This window comes from Paraburkholderia sp. CNPSo 3281 (assembly GCF_024206515.1).
GTDB lineage: Bacteria > Pseudomonadota > Gammaproteobacteria > Burkholderiales > Burkholderiaceae > Paraburkholderia > Paraburkholderia nodosa.
In genome coordinates, this window is sequence record NZ_JAMBPS010000016.1 from 1 (window position 1) to 19,380 (window position 19,380).

20 protein-coding genes and 1 pseudogene are annotated in these 19,380 nt (G+C 66.2%); 12 read left to right on the forward strand and 9 right to left on the reverse strand.

Annotation, left to right across the window (positions count from 1 at the left end; translation table 11 throughout):
* Both M3I56_RS17640 and M3I56_RS17645 read left to right on the forward strand, forming a co-directional pair.
* A partial coding sequence (locus M3I56_RS17640) for a nitronate monooxygenase (protein WP_254355090.1) occupies window positions 1–429 on the forward strand: 429 nt, incomplete at its 5' end.
* A gap of 60 nt (window positions 430–489) precedes the next feature.
* Window positions 490–1,848 carry an MFS transporter gene (locus M3I56_RS17645; protein WP_254355091.1) on the forward strand — a complete coding sequence of 453 codons (1,359 nt, stop codon included), beginning with the start codon at window positions 490–492 and terminating at the stop codon, window positions 1,846–1,848.
* On the opposite strand, the gene M3I56_RS17650 is transcribed toward M3I56_RS17645, so the two are convergent.
* A complete protein-coding gene (locus M3I56_RS17650; RefSeq protein WP_254355092.1) occupies window positions 1,845–2,453 on the reverse strand; it encodes a cysteine dioxygenase family protein in 609 nt (202 codons plus the stop codon). The two genes, M3I56_RS17645 and M3I56_RS17650, sit on opposite strands and share 4 nt — an antisense overlap.
* A 124-nt stretch (window positions 2,454–2,577) precedes the next feature.
* On the opposite strand from M3I56_RS17650, the gene M3I56_RS17655 reads away from it, so the two are divergent.
* On the forward strand, window positions 2,578–3,039 hold the full coding sequence (locus tag M3I56_RS17655) for an Lrp/AsnC family transcriptional regulator (RefSeq protein WP_028204798.1): 462 nt from the start codon (window positions 2,578–2,580) through the stop codon (window positions 3,037–3,039).
* A gap of 95 nt (window positions 3,040–3,134) precedes the next feature.
* Complete coding sequence (locus tag M3I56_RS17660; RefSeq protein WP_254355093.1) at window positions 3,135–3,329, forward strand: hypothetical protein; 195 nt, start codon at window positions 3,135–3,137, stop codon at window positions 3,327–3,329.
* A gap of 20 nt (window positions 3,330–3,349) precedes the next feature.
* Here M3I56_RS17660 and M3I56_RS17665 read toward each other — a convergent pair whose 3' ends face one another.
* Window positions 3,350–5,881 carry an FUSC family membrane protein gene (locus M3I56_RS17665; RefSeq protein WP_254355094.1) on the reverse strand — a complete coding sequence of 844 codons (2,532 nt, stop codon included), beginning with the start codon at window positions 5,879–5,881 and terminating at the stop codon, window positions 3,350–3,352.
* A gap of 123 nt (window positions 5,882–6,004) precedes the next feature.
* A complete protein-coding gene (locus M3I56_RS17670; RefSeq protein WP_254355095.1) occupies window positions 6,005–6,676 on the reverse strand; it encodes a VC0807 family protein in 672 nt (223 codons plus the stop codon).
* A 232-nt stretch (window positions 6,677–6,908) separates the two neighbouring features.
* Between M3I56_RS17670 and arfB the strand changes: the two genes are divergently transcribed.
* Entirely contained in the window at window positions 6,909–7,313 is a 405-nt protein-coding gene (gene arfB / locus M3I56_RS17675; protein ID WP_254355184.1) for an alternative ribosome rescue aminoacyl-tRNA hydrolase ArfB, read from the forward strand.
* A 21-nt stretch (window positions 7,314–7,334) separates the two neighbouring features.
* Here the strand turns inward: arfB and M3I56_RS17680 are convergent, their stop codons facing one another.
* The 4 genes from M3I56_RS17680 to M3I56_RS17695 all read right to left on the reverse strand — a co-directional run bounded on the left by M3I56_RS17680 (window position 7,335) and on the right by M3I56_RS17695 (window position 9,447).
* On the reverse strand, window positions 7,335–7,721 hold the full coding sequence (locus M3I56_RS17680; RefSeq protein ID WP_254355096.1) for a hypothetical protein: 387 nt from the start codon (window positions 7,719–7,721) through the stop codon (window positions 7,335–7,337).
* A gap of 90 nt (window positions 7,722–7,811) precedes the next feature.
* Window positions 7,812–8,072, reverse strand: a complete 261-nt coding sequence (locus M3I56_RS17685) for a DNA-binding protein (protein ID WP_133184189.1) — start codon at window positions 8,070–8,072, stop codon at window positions 7,812–7,814.
* Window positions 8,073–8,337: 265 nt separating this feature from the next.
* Window positions 8,338–8,565: a hypothetical protein gene (locus M3I56_RS17690; RefSeq protein ID WP_028204804.1), complete on the reverse strand. Its 228-nt coding sequence runs from the start codon at window positions 8,563–8,565 to the stop codon at window positions 8,338–8,340.
* Between the two features lie 159 nt (window positions 8,566–8,724).
* Entirely contained in the window at window positions 8,725–9,447 is a 723-nt protein-coding gene (locus tag M3I56_RS17695) for a YdcF family protein (RefSeq protein WP_254355097.1), read from the reverse strand.
* A 286-nt stretch (window positions 9,448–9,733) separates the two neighbouring features.
* Here M3I56_RS17695 and M3I56_RS17700 point away from each other — a divergent pair, with 286 nt between their 5' ends.
* Window positions 9,734–10,048, forward strand: coding sequence for a hypothetical protein (locus tag M3I56_RS17700; protein ID WP_069267881.1), 315 nt, complete (start codon window positions 9,734–9,736; stop codon window positions 10,046–10,048).
* Window positions 10,049–10,286: 238 nt separating this feature from the next.
* On the opposite strand, the gene M3I56_RS17705 is transcribed toward M3I56_RS17700, so the two are convergent.
* Together M3I56_RS17705 and M3I56_RS17710 are read right to left on the reverse strand one after the other, a co-directional pair.
* Entirely contained in the window at window positions 10,287–10,574 is a 288-nt protein-coding gene (locus tag M3I56_RS17705; RefSeq protein ID WP_254355098.1) for a hypothetical protein, read from the reverse strand.
* Window positions 10,575–10,860: 286 nt separating this feature from the next.
* Window positions 10,861–11,256 (reverse strand): annotated as a pseudogene (locus M3I56_RS17710) (transposase); the annotation flags it as partial.
* A gap of 425 nt (window positions 11,257–11,681) precedes the next feature.
* On the opposite strand from M3I56_RS17710, the gene M3I56_RS17715 reads away from it, so the two are divergent.
* The 6 genes from M3I56_RS17715 (at window position 11,682) to nusA (ending at window position 19,334) form a co-directional block, all read left to right on the forward strand.
* A complete protein-coding gene (locus M3I56_RS17715) occupies window positions 11,682–12,584 on the forward strand; it encodes a LysR family transcriptional regulator (protein ID WP_028204809.1) in 903 nt (300 codons plus the stop codon).
* Between the two features lie 96 nt (window positions 12,585–12,680).
* Window positions 12,681–13,880 (forward strand): pyridoxal phosphate-dependent aminotransferase, encoded by a 1,200-nt coding sequence (locus tag M3I56_RS17720; RefSeq protein ID WP_254355099.1) that lies wholly within the window; start codon window positions 12,681–12,683, stop codon window positions 13,878–13,880.
* Window positions 13,881–14,238: 358 nt separating this feature from the next.
* Window positions 14,239–15,075, forward strand: coding sequence for an SMC-Scp complex subunit ScpB (scpB, locus tag M3I56_RS17725; protein ID WP_309249165.1), 837 nt, complete (start codon window positions 14,239–14,241; stop codon window positions 15,073–15,075).
* A 61-nt stretch (window positions 15,076–15,136) separates the two neighbouring features.
* Window positions 15,137–16,909 carry a 23S rRNA pseudouridine(2605) synthase RluB gene (rluB, locus tag M3I56_RS17730; protein WP_254355100.1) on the forward strand — a complete coding sequence of 591 codons (1,773 nt, stop codon included), beginning with the start codon at window positions 15,137–15,139 and terminating at the stop codon, window positions 16,907–16,909.
* Window positions 16,910–17,403: 494 nt separating this feature from the next.
* Window positions 17,404–17,862 carry a ribosome maturation factor RimP gene (gene rimP, locus M3I56_RS17735; RefSeq protein WP_028204813.1) on the forward strand — a complete coding sequence of 153 codons (459 nt, stop codon included), beginning with the start codon at window positions 17,404–17,406 and terminating at the stop codon, window positions 17,860–17,862.
* Complete coding sequence (nusA, locus tag M3I56_RS17740) at window positions 17,859–19,334, forward strand: transcription termination factor NusA (RefSeq protein WP_254355101.1); 1,476 nt, start codon at window positions 17,859–17,861, stop codon at window positions 19,332–19,334. Before rimP ends, nusA begins: the two co-directional genes overlap by 4 nt.
* Window positions 19,335–19,380 lie beyond the last annotated feature (46 nt).

Genomic DNA, 19,380 nt, shown 5'->3' on the forward strand with positions numbered 1-19,380 from the left:
GGGGCGCAGGTTGCCGCCTCGCTCGCGATGGGCGCACAAGGGGCGTGGCTGGGGACGCTCTGGCTCGCGGCGAAGGAGAACCATACGTCGCCGGCGCTGCTGCAACGTCTCATCGAGGCGGACAGTGGCGACACGCTCGTCACGCGCGCCCATAGCGGCAAGCCGTGCCGCGTCGTGCGCAGCGCATGGATCGACGCGTGGCAGGCGAGCGACGCGCCGGTGCCGCTGCCCATGCCGCAGCAGCAGGCGCTCACGGGCGGCGACTTCAGCGCGATGCACGAATACGACCGCGCGGATCTCATCTACGAGGCGGCGGGGCAGAGCGTCTTTGCCATCGATGCACCGACGACGGTCGCGGCGCAAATGGCCACGCTGATCGCGGATGCGAACGCGGCGCTCGCAACGCTCGAAGCGGCGATGTCCGACTGAAGCAATGGCGCTGGCGAAAGTACAGACGCCGGACGAAAACAAAACGACACGGAGACGACAATGGATGCAAAGGCATCAGGCGGATCGATACGCGCGTGGCTGATCGTCGCCATGCTGTTCCTGTTCATGGTGATCAATTTCGCCGACAAAGCCGTGTTCGGCCTCGCTGCCGTGCCGATGATGCGCGACCTGAATCTCAGCCCGCGCGAGTTTGGGTTGGTCGGCAGCAGCTTTTTCCTGCTGTTCTCGCTCTCGGGCATCGGCTTTGGCTTCGTCGCGAACCGGGTGCAGAGCAAATGGCTGCTCGCGCTGCTGGCCCTGGTGTGGAGCGCGGTCCAGTTTCCGCTCGTGGCTGCAAGCGTGACCTTGCCCTTGCTGATCGCCTCGCGCGTGCTGCTCGGCGCTGGCGAGGGCCCCGCGTTTCCACTCGCGCAGCACGCCTGCTACAAGTGGTTCGACAATGCACACCGCAATGTGCCGAACACTATCGTGCAGCAGGGCGCGAGCGCGGGCCTCATGCTCGCGGGGCCGATTCTTTCGTACCTCATCGTGCGCTACGACTGGCACATGGCGTTCTTTGCGCTCGGGATCGTCGGGCTCGTGTGGACGGCGCTGTGGCTCGCGATCGGTCGCGACGGACCGGTGGGCGCGGCAAGCCATGCGCCGGGCGTGGCGCATGACGGCGCGGGGGAAACGATCGCCTATCGTCACCTGCTGCTCAACCGCACGTTCATCGGCGTGCTCTTCATCTACTTCGTGGAGTACGCGGTCATTTCGCTCGCGTTCACCTGGTTCCCGGTTTATCTGCGGCTGGGATTGGGCTACGCCCCCATCGTGACAGGCTGGCTCTTTTCAGCCATCGTCGGCTCGTTCATTCCGGTCACGCTGCTCCTCGCGTGGGTCTCGCAGCGGCTCATCCGCAAGGGCGTCAGCTCGCGTCTCGCCCGCGGTGTGATGGTGAGCGGCTTTGCCATACTCGGCGGCGTGCTGTTCCTCGCGACGTCGAGCGGGCTAAGTCCCGCGCTCAAGGTGGCCTGTCTCGCGATCGGCGGTGCGCTCAGCCAGCTCGTGTTTTCGTTCGGACCGCTGATGATCAGCGATATCGTGTCGGTCAGGCAGCGCGGCGCGCTGCTCGGCATCAACAGCTCGATCGGCACGCTCGCCGGCTTGATTGCGCCGGCGCTGATGGGCGGCATCGTGCAGGCCAGTCATGGCAACCCGGCGCTCGGCTACGAGCACGGTTTCAACGTGGTGGGAGCGCTGCTGCTCGCGAGCGGCGCGCTCGGTCTCGTGCTGCTGAACCCGGAGCAATCGCGTCAGCGCATTCTCGAAGCGGCCCGGCGCGATGCGGCGCCGGTCAACGAGGGCGCACAGCAGCGCGCTATGACGCCTTCGTTGGATATGGGGCGGTCGCGTTAAGACACGAGCGCCGTCTTGCGCACGAGCGGCAGCACGTCGTTGACCTGTGTGCCAATGTCCTCGGCGGCGACGCCGTAAACATGCAGCGAGACGGCCTGCGCGTCGCCGCCGTTCGAAAGCCGGTGAATGCCGGTGCGGCCGCGTCCGCCGAACGATACCGCGCCGCTCGCGCGCGGATGCGAGCGAACCACGTCGGCGCCCAGGCGGGCGTCGTCCCACGCGTAGAGCGTTTCGGTCAGCGTACCGTCGAGCACGGCGTAACCGCACCAGGTGTGATGCGCATGGATCGGGCTTGCGTGGCCCGCCTGCCAGACCAGCGCCGCGACCGTGTAGCGGCCCAGGCTGTCGGCCGCGATGACATGACGCCGGTACGTGTCGGCGCTGCCTTCGCGCTGCGCATGCGTGACGAGCGCCGGGTCGGCGAGCGCAAGCGTGAGCGCCGTGCGCATGCCGCGCGCGAAGCGTGCGCAGCGCGACGGGTCGCCGGGCGTCGCGCAGGCATCGAAGGCGCCGTCGAGTGCGGCGGTGAAGCGCGCGACGGCGGCGGCGTGCTGCTCCGCGGTGTGGAAGGCGCTCAGCAGGGCGAGTTCGGCAGGGGCGTTCATGGCGTGTTCTTCTCGCGGTTTCTACAAGAAGATTTATAGCCGTTCGCGCCTGGAAAGAGTTTTCCTATTTTTTTCCCGTTTGCCCATCGTGTAGAATAAATTTCTACGCTTGGCAAGTGCGGAAATGGATCTCATCGACAGAAAGCTGGTTGAGCTGCTGCAGCAGGACGCGACCATGCCGGTCGCGGAATTGGCGCAGCGCGTCAATCTTTCGCAAACCCCGTGCTGGAAACGCGTGCAGCGCCTGAAGGAAACGGGCGTGATCCGCGCGCAGGTCGCGCTGTGCGATCCGCGCAAGCTCGGCGTGGGGACAACGGTGTTCGTCGCCGTGCGCACGAACCAGCACACCGAGGCTTGGGCGCAGACCTTCACGCGCGCCGTGCAGGAGATTCCCGAGATCGTCGAGGCGTATCGCATGAGCGGCGAGACCGACTACCTGCTGCGCATCGTGGTCTCCGATATCGACGACTTCGACCGCGTCTACAAGCAGCTCATTCGCGCCGTGCCGCTGTTCGACGTCAGTTCGAGCTTCGCGATGGAGCAGCTCAAATATTCGACGGCGCTGCCCGTGCGCAGCGGCACGTAGCGCGGTACCGGGCGGCCCGCGGCGCAAGCCGTCTGCAAGGCATGGCGGCGTAGAATGCCCGTTCCTGTCATCCAATTCGAGGCTGGGCACGACTGATGAACGAACCGCGCAAGAAAAACCCCACCGTTGGCGTTGCCGTGCTCATCGTCGTGGTGGTGCTGTTCGTGATCGGCACCGTGCTGTTCAACGCGCTGAAAAGCAAGCGCGAGTACGACGAGACCGTGGGCGCCAGCGCGGCGCATGCGTCGGCGAGCACGGCCGCCTCGCAAGCCAGCGGCTCCACGCAGTGACGCGCCGGGCCGCGTCCTTCTTATTCCTCCGGTAGCCGGATAATGCTCGCGTCCCGGCGAATCAGCCAGGACGCCGTGATCATCTGCTTGCACTGGTGTGCGAGCAGCCTGAGTTCCTGCGGCAGTTCCGCGGCGGCGCCGAGCGCGCGCTCGGCTTCCACCACCATCGCATCGAGTTCGCGCGTGAGCTGCTTCGTGATGTCGCCCTGATCGACGGGCGCAGCCGTGCCAGCTTCGGCGGCGACGAGATTCTCGCGCACGCACGAAAGCGCGCTCTCGAGCGCGTCGAGCTTGACTTCCGGCTGGTCGGGCCGCGCCGTGCTGCGCAGGAGCGGAGCGGTGGCGGTGATCTGCGAGGCGAGCACGTGGCTGCGCACGAGCAGATCGTTGAGTTCGGGCACGAACTTCTGCGCGGCCTTCGGTTCGAGCATCATGCGCTGGAACGCCTGGCCGAGATTCGCGAACGCGACGTGAACGTTCTTGCGCGCGAGCCGGTAGCGGAAGTCGCGCGCGAGCGACGGCGCTGCGGCGGCTGCGCCCGCCGTGGACTGCGCGGTTTGGGCGGTGGCTTTCGCGCCCACGGCCGACACGGGCGAGCCGGGAGCGCCCGCTGTGGGCGAGTCGTCGAGGGTTGCGGTGGTGGCGGCGACGGATTCGTCGGCGACGCTCGCCGCGTTCGCCGAAGCGCTCGCCATGGCGCTCACGCTGCCGGGCAGCGGATTAGCCGCGCTGCCCGCATCGGCTGCGAGCGCCGCCGTGGGCGCTGCACGGGCTGCCACGCGTGCGCCGGCCTCGCTCACCGCGGCTCCCGCGAACGCCGGCTGCGGCGCGCTCGTGCGCCCGCTCCACCACCAGCTCGCCTCGAGATAGCTGCGCGTCGCGGCGATCATGTCGTGCACGAGCTTGCCCATCAGGCGGTATTCCCAGTACGGGAACAGATGGCTCGCGGCGATGGCGATCATGCAGCCCACCACCGTGTCGATCGCGCGCTCGCCGATGATGCGCATGCTGCCCGGCGCGAGCAGATGGAACATCAGGAGCACGTAGGCCGACGTGAACACCACGCTCGCCGTGTAGTTGAAGAGCAGCAGGCTGTAGCTCATCACCATCGCCGCGAACATCGAGACGAGCAGCACGAGCGGCTGCTTCACGAGCAGGATCAACGCAATGCTGGCGATACAGCCGATCAGCGTGCCGACGATACGCTGCGCGTTGCGCTGGCGCGTGAGCGAGTAGCCCGGCTTCAGGATGATGATGCTCGTCATCACGATCCAGTAAGCGTTGGTGAGCGGCAGAAGCCGCCCGAGCCAGAAGCCCACCGCCACGGCGATCGTCACGCGCAGCGCGTGGCGAAAGCTCGGCGAGGCCATCGTGAGATTCGAGAAGATCTGCAGCCAGGACACGCGGCGGTTCGTCACGAAGCGTGTGAGCGCTTCGTCGATGCGCAGCTCGGTCTCGGTCGTCGGCACTTCGCTCGCGAGGTTGCGGCGCATGCGGTCGATCAGGCGTGTCGCGCTCCAGATACGCCGGAACGATGCCGAGATCGCCGCATAGGCCTCCGGGTCGGTCGCGGCCAGGTCGCGTTTTTTCAGCTGCTCGAGCTCGTATTCGATGGCGCGCAACTCGGCCTTCACGTTCACGCTCGCGCGCGGCGCCTCGTTTTGCAGCACCGCGAGGCCGATGTCTTCGAGATCGGCGGCGGCCTTGCGGATCAGGTCGCGGTAGAACACGAGCAGGTCGGAACCGCCGAAGGTGTTGCGCACGAGCGGGTAGTCGGTGTGCGCGCCCACGAACAGCTCATGCAGATCGACCGTGTTGATGAACAGGTTGAAGTGCATCGCGCGCCGCGCATCGATCTTGCCGGCTCTGAGCTTGGGCAGGTTGCGCAGCACGATGTCGCGCGCCGCGTCCTGGCGCTCGACGGCGGCGATCTGCTTCGCGACGAGGTTGCGATAGCACTCGTCGAGATCATTGTCGAGGTCGAAGAACTGGGCGCGCGCGAGCAGATAGTCGGCGCAGGCGAACACGCTTTCGGCGAGCGCCTGCTGCTCGATGCGATCGAGCATGAGCTGGCTGATCAAGGTCGACCACGCCGTGTACCAGAGGCCGCCCAGCAGAATCCACAGCGCATTGACGAGGGCGAGGTGCGGCGTGAAATGCTCCTCGAGCGTCATCACCATCATGAAGAGGGTGGCGAAGCTGATCTGCGGCCAGCGGTTGCCGTAGACCACGATCAGCGAGAGCACGAAGGTGAGCGGCACCACGGTGGCCCATAGCGCGATGGGACTGAAGGTGGCGAGGCCGGTCGCGTAAGCGGAGAGAAACCCGATCACGCTGCACGCGAGCATTTCGTTGCGCTTGTACTTGAGCGGTCCCGGCATGTCGACCACGCAGGCGCCGAGCGCGCCGGTCGAGATGGTGAAGCCCAGCTCGCTCTTGTGAAAGACGAACAGGCACAGGACAGCCGGAAGCGAGATGCCGATCGCGATGCGCAGGCCGCCGTAAAAGTACTGGCTATAGAGGAATTTCCTGATTTCTACGGAGTAGCGCATCGACTGCCGGGGAAGTTCGAGAGCGGACGGTCCGCCGCGGAGTGTGGCGCTGAGTCTATCGTATTTCGGGCGCGATCTGACCGCCGGTGCGTGCCGGACCGGGCGGAAGCCGGCGCCGGCGCCTCAGTCCACGCTGAGCGTGCTCGCGTTCGTTGCCGCGGCCGCGTCGCCGAGCAGGCCGTGCGTGCCGTGAATGCGCCGCATGCGCGTGCGATACCAGAAGGTCCAGGCCATCAGGCAGCCGAACACGCCATAACCGATGATCGGCGAGACGACGAGAAAGCGCTCGATCGGCCAGGTGGCGGCCAGATAAGTGCGCAGCGCGGAATCGAGACAAAGCCCGAAGCCCCAGATGAACGTGAGGAGCCGCATCGCTGCCGCGAAGCTCGCGTTCTCCTTCCAGAGCTGTTCGAGCCGCGCGACGCCCTCGCGAGTCTCGCGCGCGACCGTCGCGCGCGTGAGATAGAACACGAGCGGGCGCTTCGCGAGAAGCGAGATCAGGAACGCGACGCCGATCGCGCCGGAGGCGAGGCTTTCGCGCATCAACAGCACGCGCGGGCTGCCGCCGAACGCCACGGCGACAAGCGAGAGCACGATGCCCAGCAGAATGACGGCGGAGAGCGCATCCACGCGCCGAAAGCGCACCAGTTCGACGATGCTCCAGGCAAGCGGCGGCGCGGCCGAGGCAATGAGGCCGCCGACTTCGCCCCAGTGCGGCTCGGCGAGACGGTAGGCGACCCAGGGAAGCAGCAGGTTGACCGCCAGTTCGGCAACGAATGCGGGACGCAGCTTCATGGGGTGCGTGCTCCTGAGGGTTCGCCCAAGGGAATGTCGCAAGTATGGTTCATGCGCCCCGCGGCGGCAAACTGGCTGCGCAGCGGGGCGGCATTTCGCATGCCCGCGGCGGATCGGCCTGCCGCTTACGCCAGGAGGTGTCACGCCTGTGTCATACCTGTGCCGATTCAGCCGCGCTATGCGACACTGCCGCGTGTCCGGCCCGATGCGGCCTGCCTTTTTCTATTCGCCCATGACCGCACGCGCGCCCATCCCGTTGCAGGAAATCGAACTCGTCGCCGTTCGCGCACAGGGCGCGGGCGGCCAGAACGTGAACAAGGTATCGAGCGCGATTCATCTGCGCTTCGACATCCGCGCCTCGTCGTTGCCCGAGGTGCTCAAGATGCGCCTGCTCGCGCTCGCCGACCGGCGGATTACGAGCGAGGGCGTCGTCGTGATCAAGTCGCAGGAATACCGCACCCAGGAACAGAATCGCGTGGCTGCGCTTGCGCGCCTCGAGGAGCTGGTCGACCGCGTGAGCGTGACGCGCAAGGCGCGCGTGGCGACGCGCCCCACACGTGCCTCGAAGGTGCGCCGGCTCGACAGCAAGGCGCGCACCGGTGAGCTGAAGGCGGGACGTCGGCGCGTCTCCGAATAGCGACGAGGACGGCGCGGCGGCTTAACCCGGCACGCGCCACGGGCGCACGCGCGGCCCGGGCTCGGCGAGCGCACGCCGGAAATACTCGCGGCGCGACCAGTTGCTGTCGGTGTCGGGATAGAAAGGTGCGAGGCGCGCGGGCGGCCCGACGCCGGGCACGGCAATCGAAGGCTCGTGCTGCTCGCCGTGTTCATCCGCGGTGAATACGCGCTGGGCGTGGCTGCCGTTGTCGCCAAAAATTGCCTCGGCGGCCGCTTCGAGCGTTCCGCCACCCGTGAGTACGCGCGCGCCGCGCAGGATGGTGTGCGAGAGCGCGCCGAAATTGACCTGCTCGATGATCTCGGTGCTGCGCTGATAATCGGCGAAGCGCCGCCACATTGACTGCGCGAGCGCGGTGAGGCATGCCATGACAGGCGGGGGGGAGGCGAAGCCGCGAGAGGGCGCGCGCGTCAGGTGCGAGTGCCTCGCATGCCGCCTGCTGGCGGCACGGTTTGCCGGTCAGTGCGCCGTGTCGGGCACGTCGAGAATCAGGATGATGGTCCAGTCCGCATCGCCCTCGTGATGGTATTGACGCTCCGCCACGATGAACGGCTGCTGTTTGCCAGCCGGGCCGAGAAACAGCACGTCGCCCTCCATCGGCAGGCATTCGATGGGGGGCAGCGCGAGATACGCGTCCTGGTTGCCGCCGCGCGGCATCAGCTTTTCGATCTTGCGTGAGGCCGCTTCGGTCCATTCGATGTCGAGCTGGATGTTGCTCATTGCGTATCTCCGCGCGTGGCGCGCACAAAAGGTTGGGTCTATGCCGACCGCATCTAGCCGAGCGGGGCGTTTTCGAGGTGCGCGACTTTAGCATACCGCGCCGGCGCACCGGCGCACCGGCGCGGTGGCGATCCGCGCGCGAGGCCACACACGCAGCGGCGTGGCGAATAAAAAAGCCGATGGCGGCTAGACCGGCATCGGCTTCATTCCAGGGAAGGCGCTGCCTGCGTGAGCAGGGCAGCACGTGGCCAGGCCTCGCCCGTTCTTACTGGGCGGGGGCCTTCTTGTGATGCGGATGCCCCGACTTGTGATGCATCATGGGCGCCGGCGCGGGCGCGGCTTCCTGTTGCTGCTGCAGCGCCTGCGCGCGTTGCAGGACGTCGTCGGCCTTGGCCGGGTCGGTGCTCATCGTGATGCCGTTATCCGACTGCGCATGCGCAGCGCCCGCTAGTGCGGAAAGTGAAATCAGGACTGCGAGGGACACTTTTTTCATCTCTACCTCCGAAGGAGCGGTTTATGGACCCAGCCGTTACCTGTCCAAGCAGGATGGACATGCCATTCTAACGATCAAATACTCGCGCCAGATGACATCGTGTAAGCCGTTCGCACGGGAGTTACATCTCGTTACATCTGGCGCCGCTTAACGGTCATACTAGAACCAGCCGATCATCCGATACACATAAAACTGCGCAACCCCAATTGATTCGTGGAGCGCCGTTTCGGCGGACTTGAGATTCGCGATGCGCGGGAGCAGGCCGCGCTCGACGCGGCGCACGCTGGAAACCGCAGGCAGCGGGTTCATGTCGAAGCGCCGGAAATCGAGCATCGCGCGGCGCATCTGGTACGAGGACGTCACGAGCAGGAGCGTTTCGTCGTTGCCGGCCCGGACGATGGGTGCGACGTTGCGCGCGTTCTGATACGTCGTAAGGCTCTGGTTCTCGAGCACGAGATCGGCGCTCGGTACGCCGGCGCGCAGCAAGTAGGGCGCGTAGTTGTCGGCCTCGGCGCTCGCATGGTGCTCAGGGTTGCCGCCACTCACGATCACGCGGCACATGCCGCCCGCGCGCGCGCACTGCGCGTACAGTTCGGCGGCAAGGGCAATGCGTGCGTAGACGTCGCTCGCGGGGAACAGTTGGCCGTGGCGAGATTCGGTGCCGCCGCCCAGCATGATGATGGCGGTGCGCGCACCGAAGCGCGCCGGGCCGATTTTCGCCTGATCGTAGGGAGTGCGATACAACTCCGGCTGGGCGATATCGAGCAGCACCCCGGTGAGCCAGCCGGCCGCGAGCAGCCAGAAGACCCCGGCCGCGCAGGCTGCGACCCGCCAGCGCGCGCTGCGCCACAGCAGGCCGAGCGCAACAAATAGCACAAACAAAACGAATAGAATCAATTTGGATGAGGTAACGTATTGTTTTCGGGAAAATGCGCGTCTGACCGACCTCCGCGCCGCGAGCGTGGCGCGGCGTTGGCCGTGCGGGAAGCAGTGATGCTGCTTTCACGGGGGCCCGGATAACCTGCAGTCCCTGCCGCTGCACAGCGCACGGATGGGGCGCGTGGGCCCGCCAGGGCACAGTCCGCGCCGTTCTCAGGTCCGCATTGCGCCGCAGCCGGCCCGCGCGAGGCTCAATGATCGCAGGACTGCATTTTAAGAAAGAAGTGAGATGACCACGTATTCCAACGAAGCAGTACTCGAAGCGCTGAGGCGGGTGCAGTATCGGCAGGTCCCGTGGGCGCGTCGTCCTGAAGTGTTCCAGTATTTGCGCGATCTCGGCATGATGGACATCGTCCGGCAGCGCACGGTTGCGCCGGCGCCGGGTTTCCATGCGCCGGTCGATATCGCGGTGCTGACCGATCGCGGCCGCGCCGAATTCGCCCGGCTCGCACGCGACGAGCGCACGGTGCAGTGGAGCGCGCATCGCGTGGCCGACTACGTCGCGGAGCGCGTGCCCCAATCCGGCCTCGAAGCCAGCCAGTAGCGCTGAATCCTCTTTGTCCCGCCAAAAAAAAGCCCGCATCGAAAGATACGGGCTTACCGGAATTACTGCTGCCACGCTGTGCTTGATGGCGTAAGGGTAGACCGCACATGAAGCGCGGTGGTTCCCCGGGGCAGGGTATATGCTGAGCCGCGACGTGCCGGGCGGTCTTGCCGGCGCCTGGAATCGCGGCGCTTTCATCGGTTCCGGCCGTCCCCTCGATGGTGTTTCGCTCGCCGGCTTACCGGCGCTGCGTCGGTTCCTGCTTCTGCGTCGCGCTGCGGCGGGCATTGTCCGCAATGTCGCCGCGCAAGTCGCCGCGCGGCACGGGCGGCTTGCCCGCGTTCGGGCCAGGCGCTACGGGCGGCATTGCGCGCGCGCCGGTGCGTGATATCGACCATGTCGGTGCGGAGGCATGCGGCGGCTGGGCCGCGGCGCTGAACGAAACGAACGAGGCCGTTGGCGCGAAGAGGGCGAGGGCGGACAGCGAAACCATGATGCCCCGAAGGTGCAGGTTCATGGATTTCATGGAGGTTCCCGTCAATCCGGTTTCTTGACGTTAGTGGACATGCTCCTAAGCTAACGTCGGCCGCGAAAGCGCGCTGTAAATATTGGTAAAGAGATGTATCGCGGTGCCGGTCGCCTGGTTGCGGACGCAGCGATGTCGCTGCAGCCTGCATCGGCTGGAGAGGGGCGGCGCTATTAGTGCATGACCGGAAAGCAGTCTGCACTGACCGCGAAGTGCGGAAGGGGTCAGAGAAAAACACGCCGGGCGCACGAGGCGCCCGGCGGAAAAGTAAGTGAAGCGTGGCTCAGGCCATCTTGACCGGCGCGCGCCACGATTCCGGATTGGTCCAGAACGCGCCGCGCAGGCGATCACGGCTGGGCGGCGCCGGCGGCTTGGTCGCCGTGGCGCCGATACGGCCGCGCAGCGAAATTTCACGCCCGCTCGTGCTAAGCCGCTTGACGATCTCTGCAAGCGTCCCGTCTGCCTGCCACTCGTCGAAACGACGGCGGCAAGTCGGCGGCGACGGGTAGCGCCCCGGCAGCTTGGACCAGCCCTCACCCGTCGAAAGCACCCAGAGCACCGCGTTGACCACAGCACGCGCTTCGACGCGAGGCCGTCCGCGCCGTTCGCTCCGTGCCGGTTCGGCACAGAACAACGCCTCGACCAGCGCCCATTCGTTGTCTCTCAAATCGTCGAACAGCATCATGTTTCACCTCAGCGAAGCTATCTCCGGTGCGCTGCCCCGCGCTGCGCACTCTTCATGTACTCCCGGCCGGATGCCGGAGTACCAGGCGGGCCCGGCTGGATCGTCCCGGACTCAATGTTTCCGGTACGTCCATCGAACCTGTGCGTGCCTTAATGCGAAAACCGTGCCAGCACGTACGTTCTCGTCTTGAAGCCGCGTGGCGCCAAGCCCGCGCGGGAGATTGCCAGGGGCGTATAAGACTCGAAAACACCTATCGAGAAAATCGGGAGAATCACCAATCTTGTGCAGGCAAGCCCGTCCGACGTGCGTTTGCGCCGTATTGCTGCATTGCGGCGAACAATGGGCAGTGAGGGTCATCTGCCCGTAACAGTGGGTGTCCGGCATAGAATTGCATGAAAACGGACAATTCATGAGGCGAGTGGATGAATGTGACGCTGCGGCAGTTGCGGGTGTTCATCGAGGTCGCCCGGCTGCAGAGTTTTAGCCGGGCAGGGGACGAAATCGGGCTCACGCAGTCTGCGGTGAGCCGCTGCGTGCGCGAACTCGAAGCCGAGATTGGCGTGAAGCTCGTCGACCGGACCACGCGCGAGGTGCAGCTCACCGATGTGGGCGCGAACCTGATCGCGAGCATTCCGCGCCTGCTCAACGATCTCGACGATGCCTTGCGCGAGATTCGCGAGATCGGCGAGCAGCGGCGTGGCCGCGTCGTCGTGGCGGCCAGTCCGACGGTCGCGTGCCGCTTGATGCCTCAGGTCGTTGCCGCGTGCGGGCGGCAGTTTCCCTACATTACGCTTGGATTGCGCGACGACGTGCAGAGCGACGTCGTCCGCAAGATCCGCTCGGGCGAGGTGGACTTCGGTGTCATCATCGGACCCTTTGCCGCTGAGGATCTCGAAACGGAATGCCTGACCACGGACTCGTTCTGCGTGGTGGTGCGCGGCGATCACGCGCTCGCGCTGAGCCAGGAAGTCCCCTGGAAGGAGCTGGACGGCGAGCGTCTGGTGATGCTGGACTACGCCTCGGGCAGCCGCCCGCTCATCGACGCCGTGATGAGCGAGCAGGGCGTGCGCGCACGCGTGGTGCAGGAGCTGGGTCATCCGGCCACGGTCTTCGGCCTCGTCGAGGCGGGCGTGGGCATCAGCGTGTTGCCCTGGCTCGCGCTGCCGGTGCCGGCGGGCGCGCCCCTGCTTGCGCGGCCGCTCGTGCCGCGCGCGGAGCGCACCGTCGAGCTCGTGCGGCGGCGCGACCGCTCGCTTTCGCCTGCCGCCGAAGCCGTCTGGTCGCTGATCCGTCAACTTGCCGGCCAGCCCGAGGCGCAACGTTGACGCCGCGGCGCTGACGCTTGCAGGCGTGGTCCTCATCGCGCGGGGCCGCGCGCTACACTGCATGTTTTCCCACATTCTGTGCCACCCGGAACCCCGATGAGCGATTTCGAACCGTCGTCCTCCATCTCCCTGCCGCGTGAAGCAGTGCGTGCGTTGCGCTCGTCGCAGATCCGCGAAGTGGCGAACGCCGGGTTCGGCGTTCCCGACGTGCTGCCGTTCTGGTTCGGCGAGTCGGACCGCGTGACGCCGCCGTTCATCCGCGAGGCGGCCGCCGAGGCGCTGGGGCGCGGCGACACGTTCTATACGCACAACCTCGGCATCGCGCCGCTGCGCGAATCGCTCGCGCGCTACGTGAGCGAACTGCACGGCGCGACGTCGGTGGACAACCTTGCGGTCACGAGCGCCGGCGTTAACGCGCTGATGCTCGCGGCGCAGCTCGTCGTCGGCGCGGGCGACCGGGTGGTGGCGGTGACCCCGCTGTGGCCGAACCTCGTCGAAATCCCGAAGATCCTCGGCGCCACGGTCGAGACGGTCTCGCTCAGCTACGGCGAGCACGGCTGGACGCTCGATCTCGACCGGCTGCTGGCGGCGCTCACGCCCGATACGCGCCTGCTCATGATCAATTCGCCGAACAATCCGACCGGCTGGGTGATGACGCGCGACCAGCAGCGCGCGGTGCTCGAGCATTGCCGGCGCCTCGGCATCTGGATCGTCGCCGACGAGGTCTACGAGCGCCTTCACTACGGCGACGCGAGTGAGCGCACCGCGCCCTCGTTCCTCGACATGGCGTCGCGCGAAGAGCGGCTGATCTGCGTCAATTCGTTTTCGAAGGCCTGGCTCATGACCGGCTGGCGGCTCGGCTGGATCGTCGTGCCGTGCACCTTGACCGACGATCTCAGCAAGCTGGTCGAGTACAACACCTCGTGCGCGCCCTCGTTCGTGCAGCAGGCCGGCATTGCGGCTGTCGAGCACGGAGAGCCGTTCACGCGGGCGCTGGTGGCCGATCTGCGCGCTTCGCGCGACCACCTCGCCGCGGCGCTGGCGAAACTGCCCGGCGTCGACGTGAAGGTGCCACACGGCGCGATGTACCTCTTTTTCCGGCTGGCCGGCGCGCAGAATAGCCTCGAGCTATGCAAGGCGCTGGTGCGCGACGCGGGCCTCGGGCTCGCGCCGGGCAGCGCGTTCGGACCGCAAGGGGAAGGCTTCGTGCGCTGGTGCTATGCGTGCGATCCGGCGCGGCTCGATGCAGGCGTCGAGCGACTCGCGCGCTATCTGGAGGCGGTGCGAGCGTATTGAGCCGGCACTGGGCGTGCGTACGGCCGGCATGCGCCGCGCCATGCGGCCGCGGGGCGCGAGCGCACATAAAGCGATGGCGGGGCCCGGATTAAAATGAGGCGCCTCATGCGGAATGGCGTCTTTACGCACCCAGCGTTTTTGCGTAATATGGCGCTCAGTCAAGCGATTCCCTGCGGGAATTTCGCGGCTCCCTCCGGCTGGGTCTGGCTCTTGCCTGAATTTCGGCCCCCGGTGCGTGCTCCCATCAATATGACCGATCAGAATCGGGCGAGCGCGTCTCCAGTTCCATATCGTCTTTCGTCTGTCTGATCCGGTTCCTTGAACCTGATTTACCTTACTTAGGGTCTGACCTGGCTGCATGAATACCCAAGAGGCGAAGATCGTCCTCGAGACTGCATTGATCTGCACGCAGGAGCCGTTGAAGATCGGCGAACTGCGCAAACTGTTTGCCGACGACATTTCGGCCGACACGGTCCGCAACCTGCTCGAAGACCTGCGGCAGGAATGGTCCGGGCGCGGCGTCGAGCTGGTGGGGCTCGCGTCGGGCTGGCGCTTTCAGAGCAAGCCGGCCATGCGGACGTACCTTGACCGGTTGCACCCCGAAAAGCCGCCGCGCTATTCGCGCGCGGTCCTCGAAACGCTCGCGATCATCGCGTACCGGCAGCCGGTCACGCGCGGCGACATCGAGGAAATTCGTGGCGTCACGGTCAACACGCAGGTCGTCAAACAGCTCGAGGACCGTAACTGGATCGAAGTCATCGGTCATCGTGACGTGCCGGGCCGCCCGGCGCTCTATGCAACGACACGGGAGTTTCTCGACGATCTCGGACTGAAGTCGCTCGACGAATTGCCGCCGCTCGACGATCCGTCGAGCCAGTTCGGGGAGCAACTGCTTGCGCAGCATGCGATCGAGTTTCCCGATAGCGCCGCGGCGCAGCTCGTCGCGGAAGGCCAGCCCGAGGCGGCCACCGAAGCAGCGGGCGCGGAAGATGCGCTGACGCCGGTAGCCGAGGGCGAAGCGGTACCTGACGAAACAAGCCTCGCGCAGCACGGGCTAGCCCCGGAGACTCACGCGCAGGATGCCGCGCACGCAGCAGATGCGGCGGGCGAAGAAGAACACGAAGACCGCCGCGACGCGGCGCAGGACGACCCCGTCTCTACGACGGACGACGAAGCCGCACGACGCGGCATCTGAAGCAACAAGCATTTTTGACGCGCCCCGCAAGCGGGCGCGCAACCTGACATTTGAGGTTGTTTTGACTGATATCCACGACACCGATTCGACCGACGCGCCCGAATCCGCGCGCCGCGCGTCCTCCGCGCGCGACGACGACACGCGTGCTACGCAGGTCGAAGGCGAAGCACAGGGCGGCGAGGGCGAAGAGCGCCCACGCCGCGGCCTGCGCCGCGGGCCGCGCAGCCTGATCGCGCGCCGCCGCGCGGGCGCGAAGACAAAGTCTGCTGAAGGCGCCGACGCTTCCGAAGCGCCTGCTGCCGCGCCGGAAGCGGCGGCTGAGCGCGCTCCCGCCGGGCGCGCACCGCGCAAGGACGCAGGCGCGAAGAAGCCGGCCCGCCGCCAGAACACGGGCGCCGCCGCTCAGGGTGAGCGTCGAGGCGAACGCCAGCAGGGCGAGCGCCAGCAAGGCGCGGGCAAACGCCAGAAGGGCCAAGGTCAGGGCCAGGGTCGAGGCGAAGGCCAGCCGGCAGCCGCCGCCGCGGGCGAGTCCACGCAGGACGACCTGTTCCTCTATGTGACGTCGCCGGCGTTCGACGCCGACAACGGCGCCAGTTCGGGCGTGCACGCACCGATGCTGCGCCGCGGCCGTGCCCAGCAGCCCAAGCGCGTGCTGAGCCCGGACGACGACGCGCCCAAGCTCCACAAGGTGCTGGCGGATGCGGGCATGGGCTCGCGCCGCGACATGGAAGAGCTGATCATCGCCGGGCGCGTCTCGGTGAACGGCGAGCCCGCGCACATTGGCCAGCGCATTCTGCCGACCGACCAGGTCCGCATCAATGGCAAGCCCATCAAGCGCAAGCTGCAGAACAAGCCGCCGCGCGTGCTGATCTATCACAAGCCGACCGGCGAAATCGTGAGCCACGCCGATCCGGAAGGCCGCCCGTCGGTGTTCGACCGCCTGCCGTCGATGAAAACGGCGAAGTGGCTGGCTGTCGGCCGTCTTGACTTCAACACCGAAGGTCTGCTGATGCTGACCACCTCGGGGGACCTGGCCAACCGTTTCATGCACCCGCGCTACAGCGTGGAGCGCGAATATGCCGTGCGCGTCGTGGGCGAGCTGACCGAGGGTAACCGCCAGAAGTTACTCAAGGGCGTCGAGCTCGAGGACGGCCCCGCGAGTTTCCTGCGCATCCGCGACGGCGGCGGCGAAGGCACGAATCACTGGTATCACGTCGCGCTGGCCGAAGGGCGTAACCGCGAAGTGCGCCGTATGTTCGAGGCGGCAGGCCTGATGGTGAGCCGCCTGATCCGCACGCGCCACGGCCCGATCGCGCTGCCCAAGGGCCTCAAGCGCGGCCGCTGGGAAGAGCTCGAAGACAACGAGGTGCGCGCGCTGATGGCAGCGGTCGGCCTGAAGGCGCCGAGCGAAGAGAAGGGCGGTCGTGGCGGCAAGGAGCAGGAGCGTCGCCAGCCCGATCCGATGCAGACGTCGATGGGCTTCATCAACCGCGAGCCGGTGCTGAGCTCGCACGGTGCGATGGGTCAGCCGCGTCAGGGCCAGGGACGGCGCGGCGCGACGGGCGGTTTCGGCGGCGGCGCGGGCGCCGGTCACGGCAATTTCGGCGCGGGCTCCGGTTTCGGCGGCCGTGGCGGCAACCGTGCAGGCGGCCGCGAAGTCGACGGCAACCGTGCGCCGGGCGCGCAGGGCAAGCGTGCGGGCGGCAATGCCAACGGGAATCGCCGCAGCGGTCCCGGCAACGCCGGCAATGCCAACTCCAGTGGCGACCGCGCGGGCGGCAACAGCCGTGGCGGCCAGCGTGGCACGCCTCGCAACCGCACTCGCGGGCATTGACCCGCGAGGCGCGACGCCCGGCCGCGCCATGCGGCGGGCGTCGCGGCCACGCAACGGCGGCGATACGCGTGGTTAGCGCGCAAAACACCGGAAAATCCCCTTGCGAGCCCATAAATAACGGTAAAAGGCCGCACCGGCTTGACCTGTGATTTGCGTTAATGTGTAAAAAAGGCTAGAATCACAAAGTCGCTGGGCGTGCGGCTGTTATTTGCGCCCCAGGTGCGACCACCTGGCTAAGTGAGAAGATGGGCGTTTCGCCCATTTTTTTTTGGTTCGCCCCAAACTGGTTACCAAAATGCCGACGTTTCACGTTCGGCATTGTCAATTTGGGGGCGTCTAAAGTCACCAACGCGCCAGGTCGTTCGTCATCGTGGGGCAGGTAGGTGAGAAGCGCGCGCGCTCACCTGGCGCGCGGCCCGCGAATCCCTAGCGAAGCAAGAACTAGAGCGAAGGAAGTTGCTGGCCCGCTGCGCAGAACATCTGGAGTGGGCATTGTGCAACTGACGGAACTGATTGAAACCACGGTCACCGGGCTCGGTTACGAGCTGGTCGACCTCGAGCGCACCGGGCGCGGCATGCTGACCATCTTCATCGATCAGCCCGCGGGGATCGCGATCGAGGACTGCGAGAAGGTCACGCGTCAGCTGCAGCACGTTCTGACGGTCGAGAACATCGACTACGAGCGACTCGAGGTTTCGTCGCCGGGTCTCGACCGTCCGCTGAAAAAACTGGCGGACTTCGAACGCTTCGCAGGCTGCGAAGCGGTAATCACGTTGAAAAAGCCATTAGACGGACGGAAATCGTACCGGGGCATCGTGCATGCTCCCGAAGGCGAATCCATCGGTCTGGAATTCGAAGGGAAGGCGGGTCCTGCGATGCTCGATTTCACGCTCGCGGACATCGACAAAGCACGCCTTGTCCCCAAAGTTGACTTTAGGAGCCGCAAACAATGAGTCGCGAAGTGTTGATGCTGGTGGATGCGCTGGCACGCGAGAAGAATGTCGACAAGGACGTGGTGTTCGCCGCCCTTGAAGCGGCGCTTGCGTCGGCCTCCAAGAAACTCTTCGACGAGGATGCGGATATCCGCGTGCATATCGATCGCGAAAGCGGCGAACACGAAACGTTCCGCCGCTGGCGCGTCGTGCCGGACGAGGCGGGCTTGCAGGAGCCGGACCAGGAAATCCTGCTGTTCGAAGCGCGCGAGCAAGACCCGGAAGCGCAGATCGACGGCTTCGTCGAGCAGCCGGTAGCTTCGGTCGAGTTCGGCCGTATCGGCGCACAGGCCGCCAAGCAGGTCATCCTGCAGAAGGTGCGCGACGCCGAGCGCGAACAGATCCTGAACGACTTCCTCGAGCGCGGCGAAAGCATCATGACCGGTACGGTCAAGCGCATGGACAAGGGCAACTTCATCGTCGAATCCGGTCGTGTGGAAGCGCTGCTGCGTCGCGACCAGCTGATTCCGAAGGAAAACCTGCGCGTGGGCGACCGCGTGCGCGCCTGGATCGGCAAGGTCGACCGCACCGCGCGCGGCCCGCAGATCGAACTCTCGCGCACGGCGCCCGAGTTCCTGATGAAGCTGTTCGAGATGGAAGTGCCTGAAATCGAACAGGGCCTCCTCGAGATCAAGGCGGCGGCGCGCGATCCGGGTGTACGCGCCAAGATCGGCGTGGTGGCTTATGACAAGCGCATCGATCCGATCGGGACCTGCGTCGGCATCCGCGGTTCGCGCGTGCAGGCCGTGCGCAACGAGCTCGGTGGCGAAAACGTCGACATCGTGCTATGGTCGGAAGATCCCGCCCAGTTCGTGATCGGCGCGCTCGCGCCGGCTGCCGTGCAGTCGATCGTCGTCGACGAGGAAAAGCACTCGATGGACGTCGTGGTCGACGAGAGTGAACTCGCAGTCGCGATCGGCCGTAGCGGCCAGAACGTGCGTCTCGCCAGTGAACTGACCGGCTGGCAAATCAATATCATGACGCCGGACGAATCTGCGCAAAAGCAGAATCAGGAGCGCACGGTGCTGCGCGACCTGTTCATGGCGCGTCTCGACGTGGATGAGGAAGTCGCCGACATCCTGATCGACGAAGGCTTCACGAGCCTCGAAGAGATCGCCTACGTGCCGCTCAACGAAATGCTGGAAATCGAGGCGTTCGACGAGGACACCGTGCACGAGCTGCGCAACCGCGCTCGCGATGCGCTGCTCACGCAGGCGATCGCGAACGAGGAGAAGGTGGAAAGCGCCGCGCTGGACCTCAAGAGTCTGGACGGTATCGACCCGGACCTGCTCGCGAAACTGGCGCAGCATGAAGTTCACACCCGCGACGAGCTCGCCGAGCTAGCCGTGGACGAGCTGGTCGAAATGACGGGAATGGAAGAGGACGCCGCCAAGGCGTTGATCATGAAGGCACGTGAGCACTGGTTCCAGTAACCCGCCGACGGGAAACTGCATCAGGGCGCGACGAGCAGGAAGCGAC

Excerpts from the sequence above, each read along its gene's own strand:
- M3I56_RS17690 (WP_028204804.1), bottom strand. The coding sequence starts at position 8,565 with ATGAAAAAAGTGTCCCTCGCAGTCCTGATTTCACTTTCCGCACTAGCG.
- M3I56_RS17650 (WP_254355092.1), bottom strand. The coding sequence starts at position 2,453 with ATGAACGCCCCTGCCGAACTCGCCCTGCTGAGCGCCTTCCACACCGCG.
- M3I56_RS17700 (WP_069267881.1), top strand. The coding sequence starts at position 9,734 with ATGACCACGTATTCCAACGAAGCAGTACTCGAAGCGCTGAGGCGGGTG.
- M3I56_RS17715 (WP_028204809.1), top strand. The coding sequence starts at position 11,682 with ATGAATGTGACGCTGCGGCAGTTGCGGGTGTTCATCGAGGTCGCCCGG.
- M3I56_RS17655 (WP_028204798.1), top strand. The coding sequence starts at position 2,578 with ATGGATCTCATCGACAGAAAGCTGGTTGAGCTGCTGCAGCAGGACGCG.
- arfB (WP_254355184.1), top strand. The coding sequence starts at position 6,909 with ATGACCGCACGCGCGCCCATCCCGTTGCAGGAAATCGAACTCGTCGCC.
- M3I56_RS17685 (WP_133184189.1), bottom strand. The coding sequence starts at position 8,072 with ATGAGCAACATCCAGCTCGACATCGAATGGACCGAAGCGGCCTCACGC.
- nusA (WP_254355101.1), top strand. The coding sequence starts at position 17,859 with ATGAGTCGCGAAGTGTTGATGCTGGTGGATGCGCTGGCACGCGAGAAG.
- M3I56_RS17665 (WP_254355094.1), bottom strand. The coding sequence starts at position 5,881 with ATGCGCTACTCCGTAGAAATCAGGAAATTCCTCTATAGCCAGTACTTT.
- M3I56_RS17645 (WP_254355091.1), top strand. The coding sequence starts at position 490 with ATGGATGCAAAGGCATCAGGCGGATCGATACGCGCGTGGCTGATCGTC.
- M3I56_RS17705 (WP_254355098.1), bottom strand. The coding sequence starts at position 10,574 with ATGAAATCCATGAACCTGCACCTTCGGGGCATCATGGTTTCGCTGTCC.
- M3I56_RS17670 (WP_254355095.1), bottom strand. The coding sequence starts at position 6,676 with ATGAAGCTGCGTCCCGCATTCGTTGCCGAACTGGCGGTCAACCTGCTG.
- scpB (WP_309249165.1), top strand. The coding sequence starts at position 14,239 with ATGAATACCCAAGAGGCGAAGATCGTCCTCGAGACTGCATTGATCTGC.
- M3I56_RS17680 (WP_254355096.1), bottom strand. The coding sequence starts at position 7,721 with ATGGCATGCCTCACCGCGCTCGCGCAGTCAATGTGGCGGCGCTTCGCC.
- M3I56_RS17720 (WP_254355099.1), top strand. The coding sequence starts at position 12,681 with ATGAGCGATTTCGAACCGTCGTCCTCCATCTCCCTGCCGCGTGAAGCA.
- M3I56_RS17660 (WP_254355093.1), top strand. The coding sequence starts at position 3,135 with ATGAACGAACCGCGCAAGAAAAACCCCACCGTTGGCGTTGCCGTGCTC.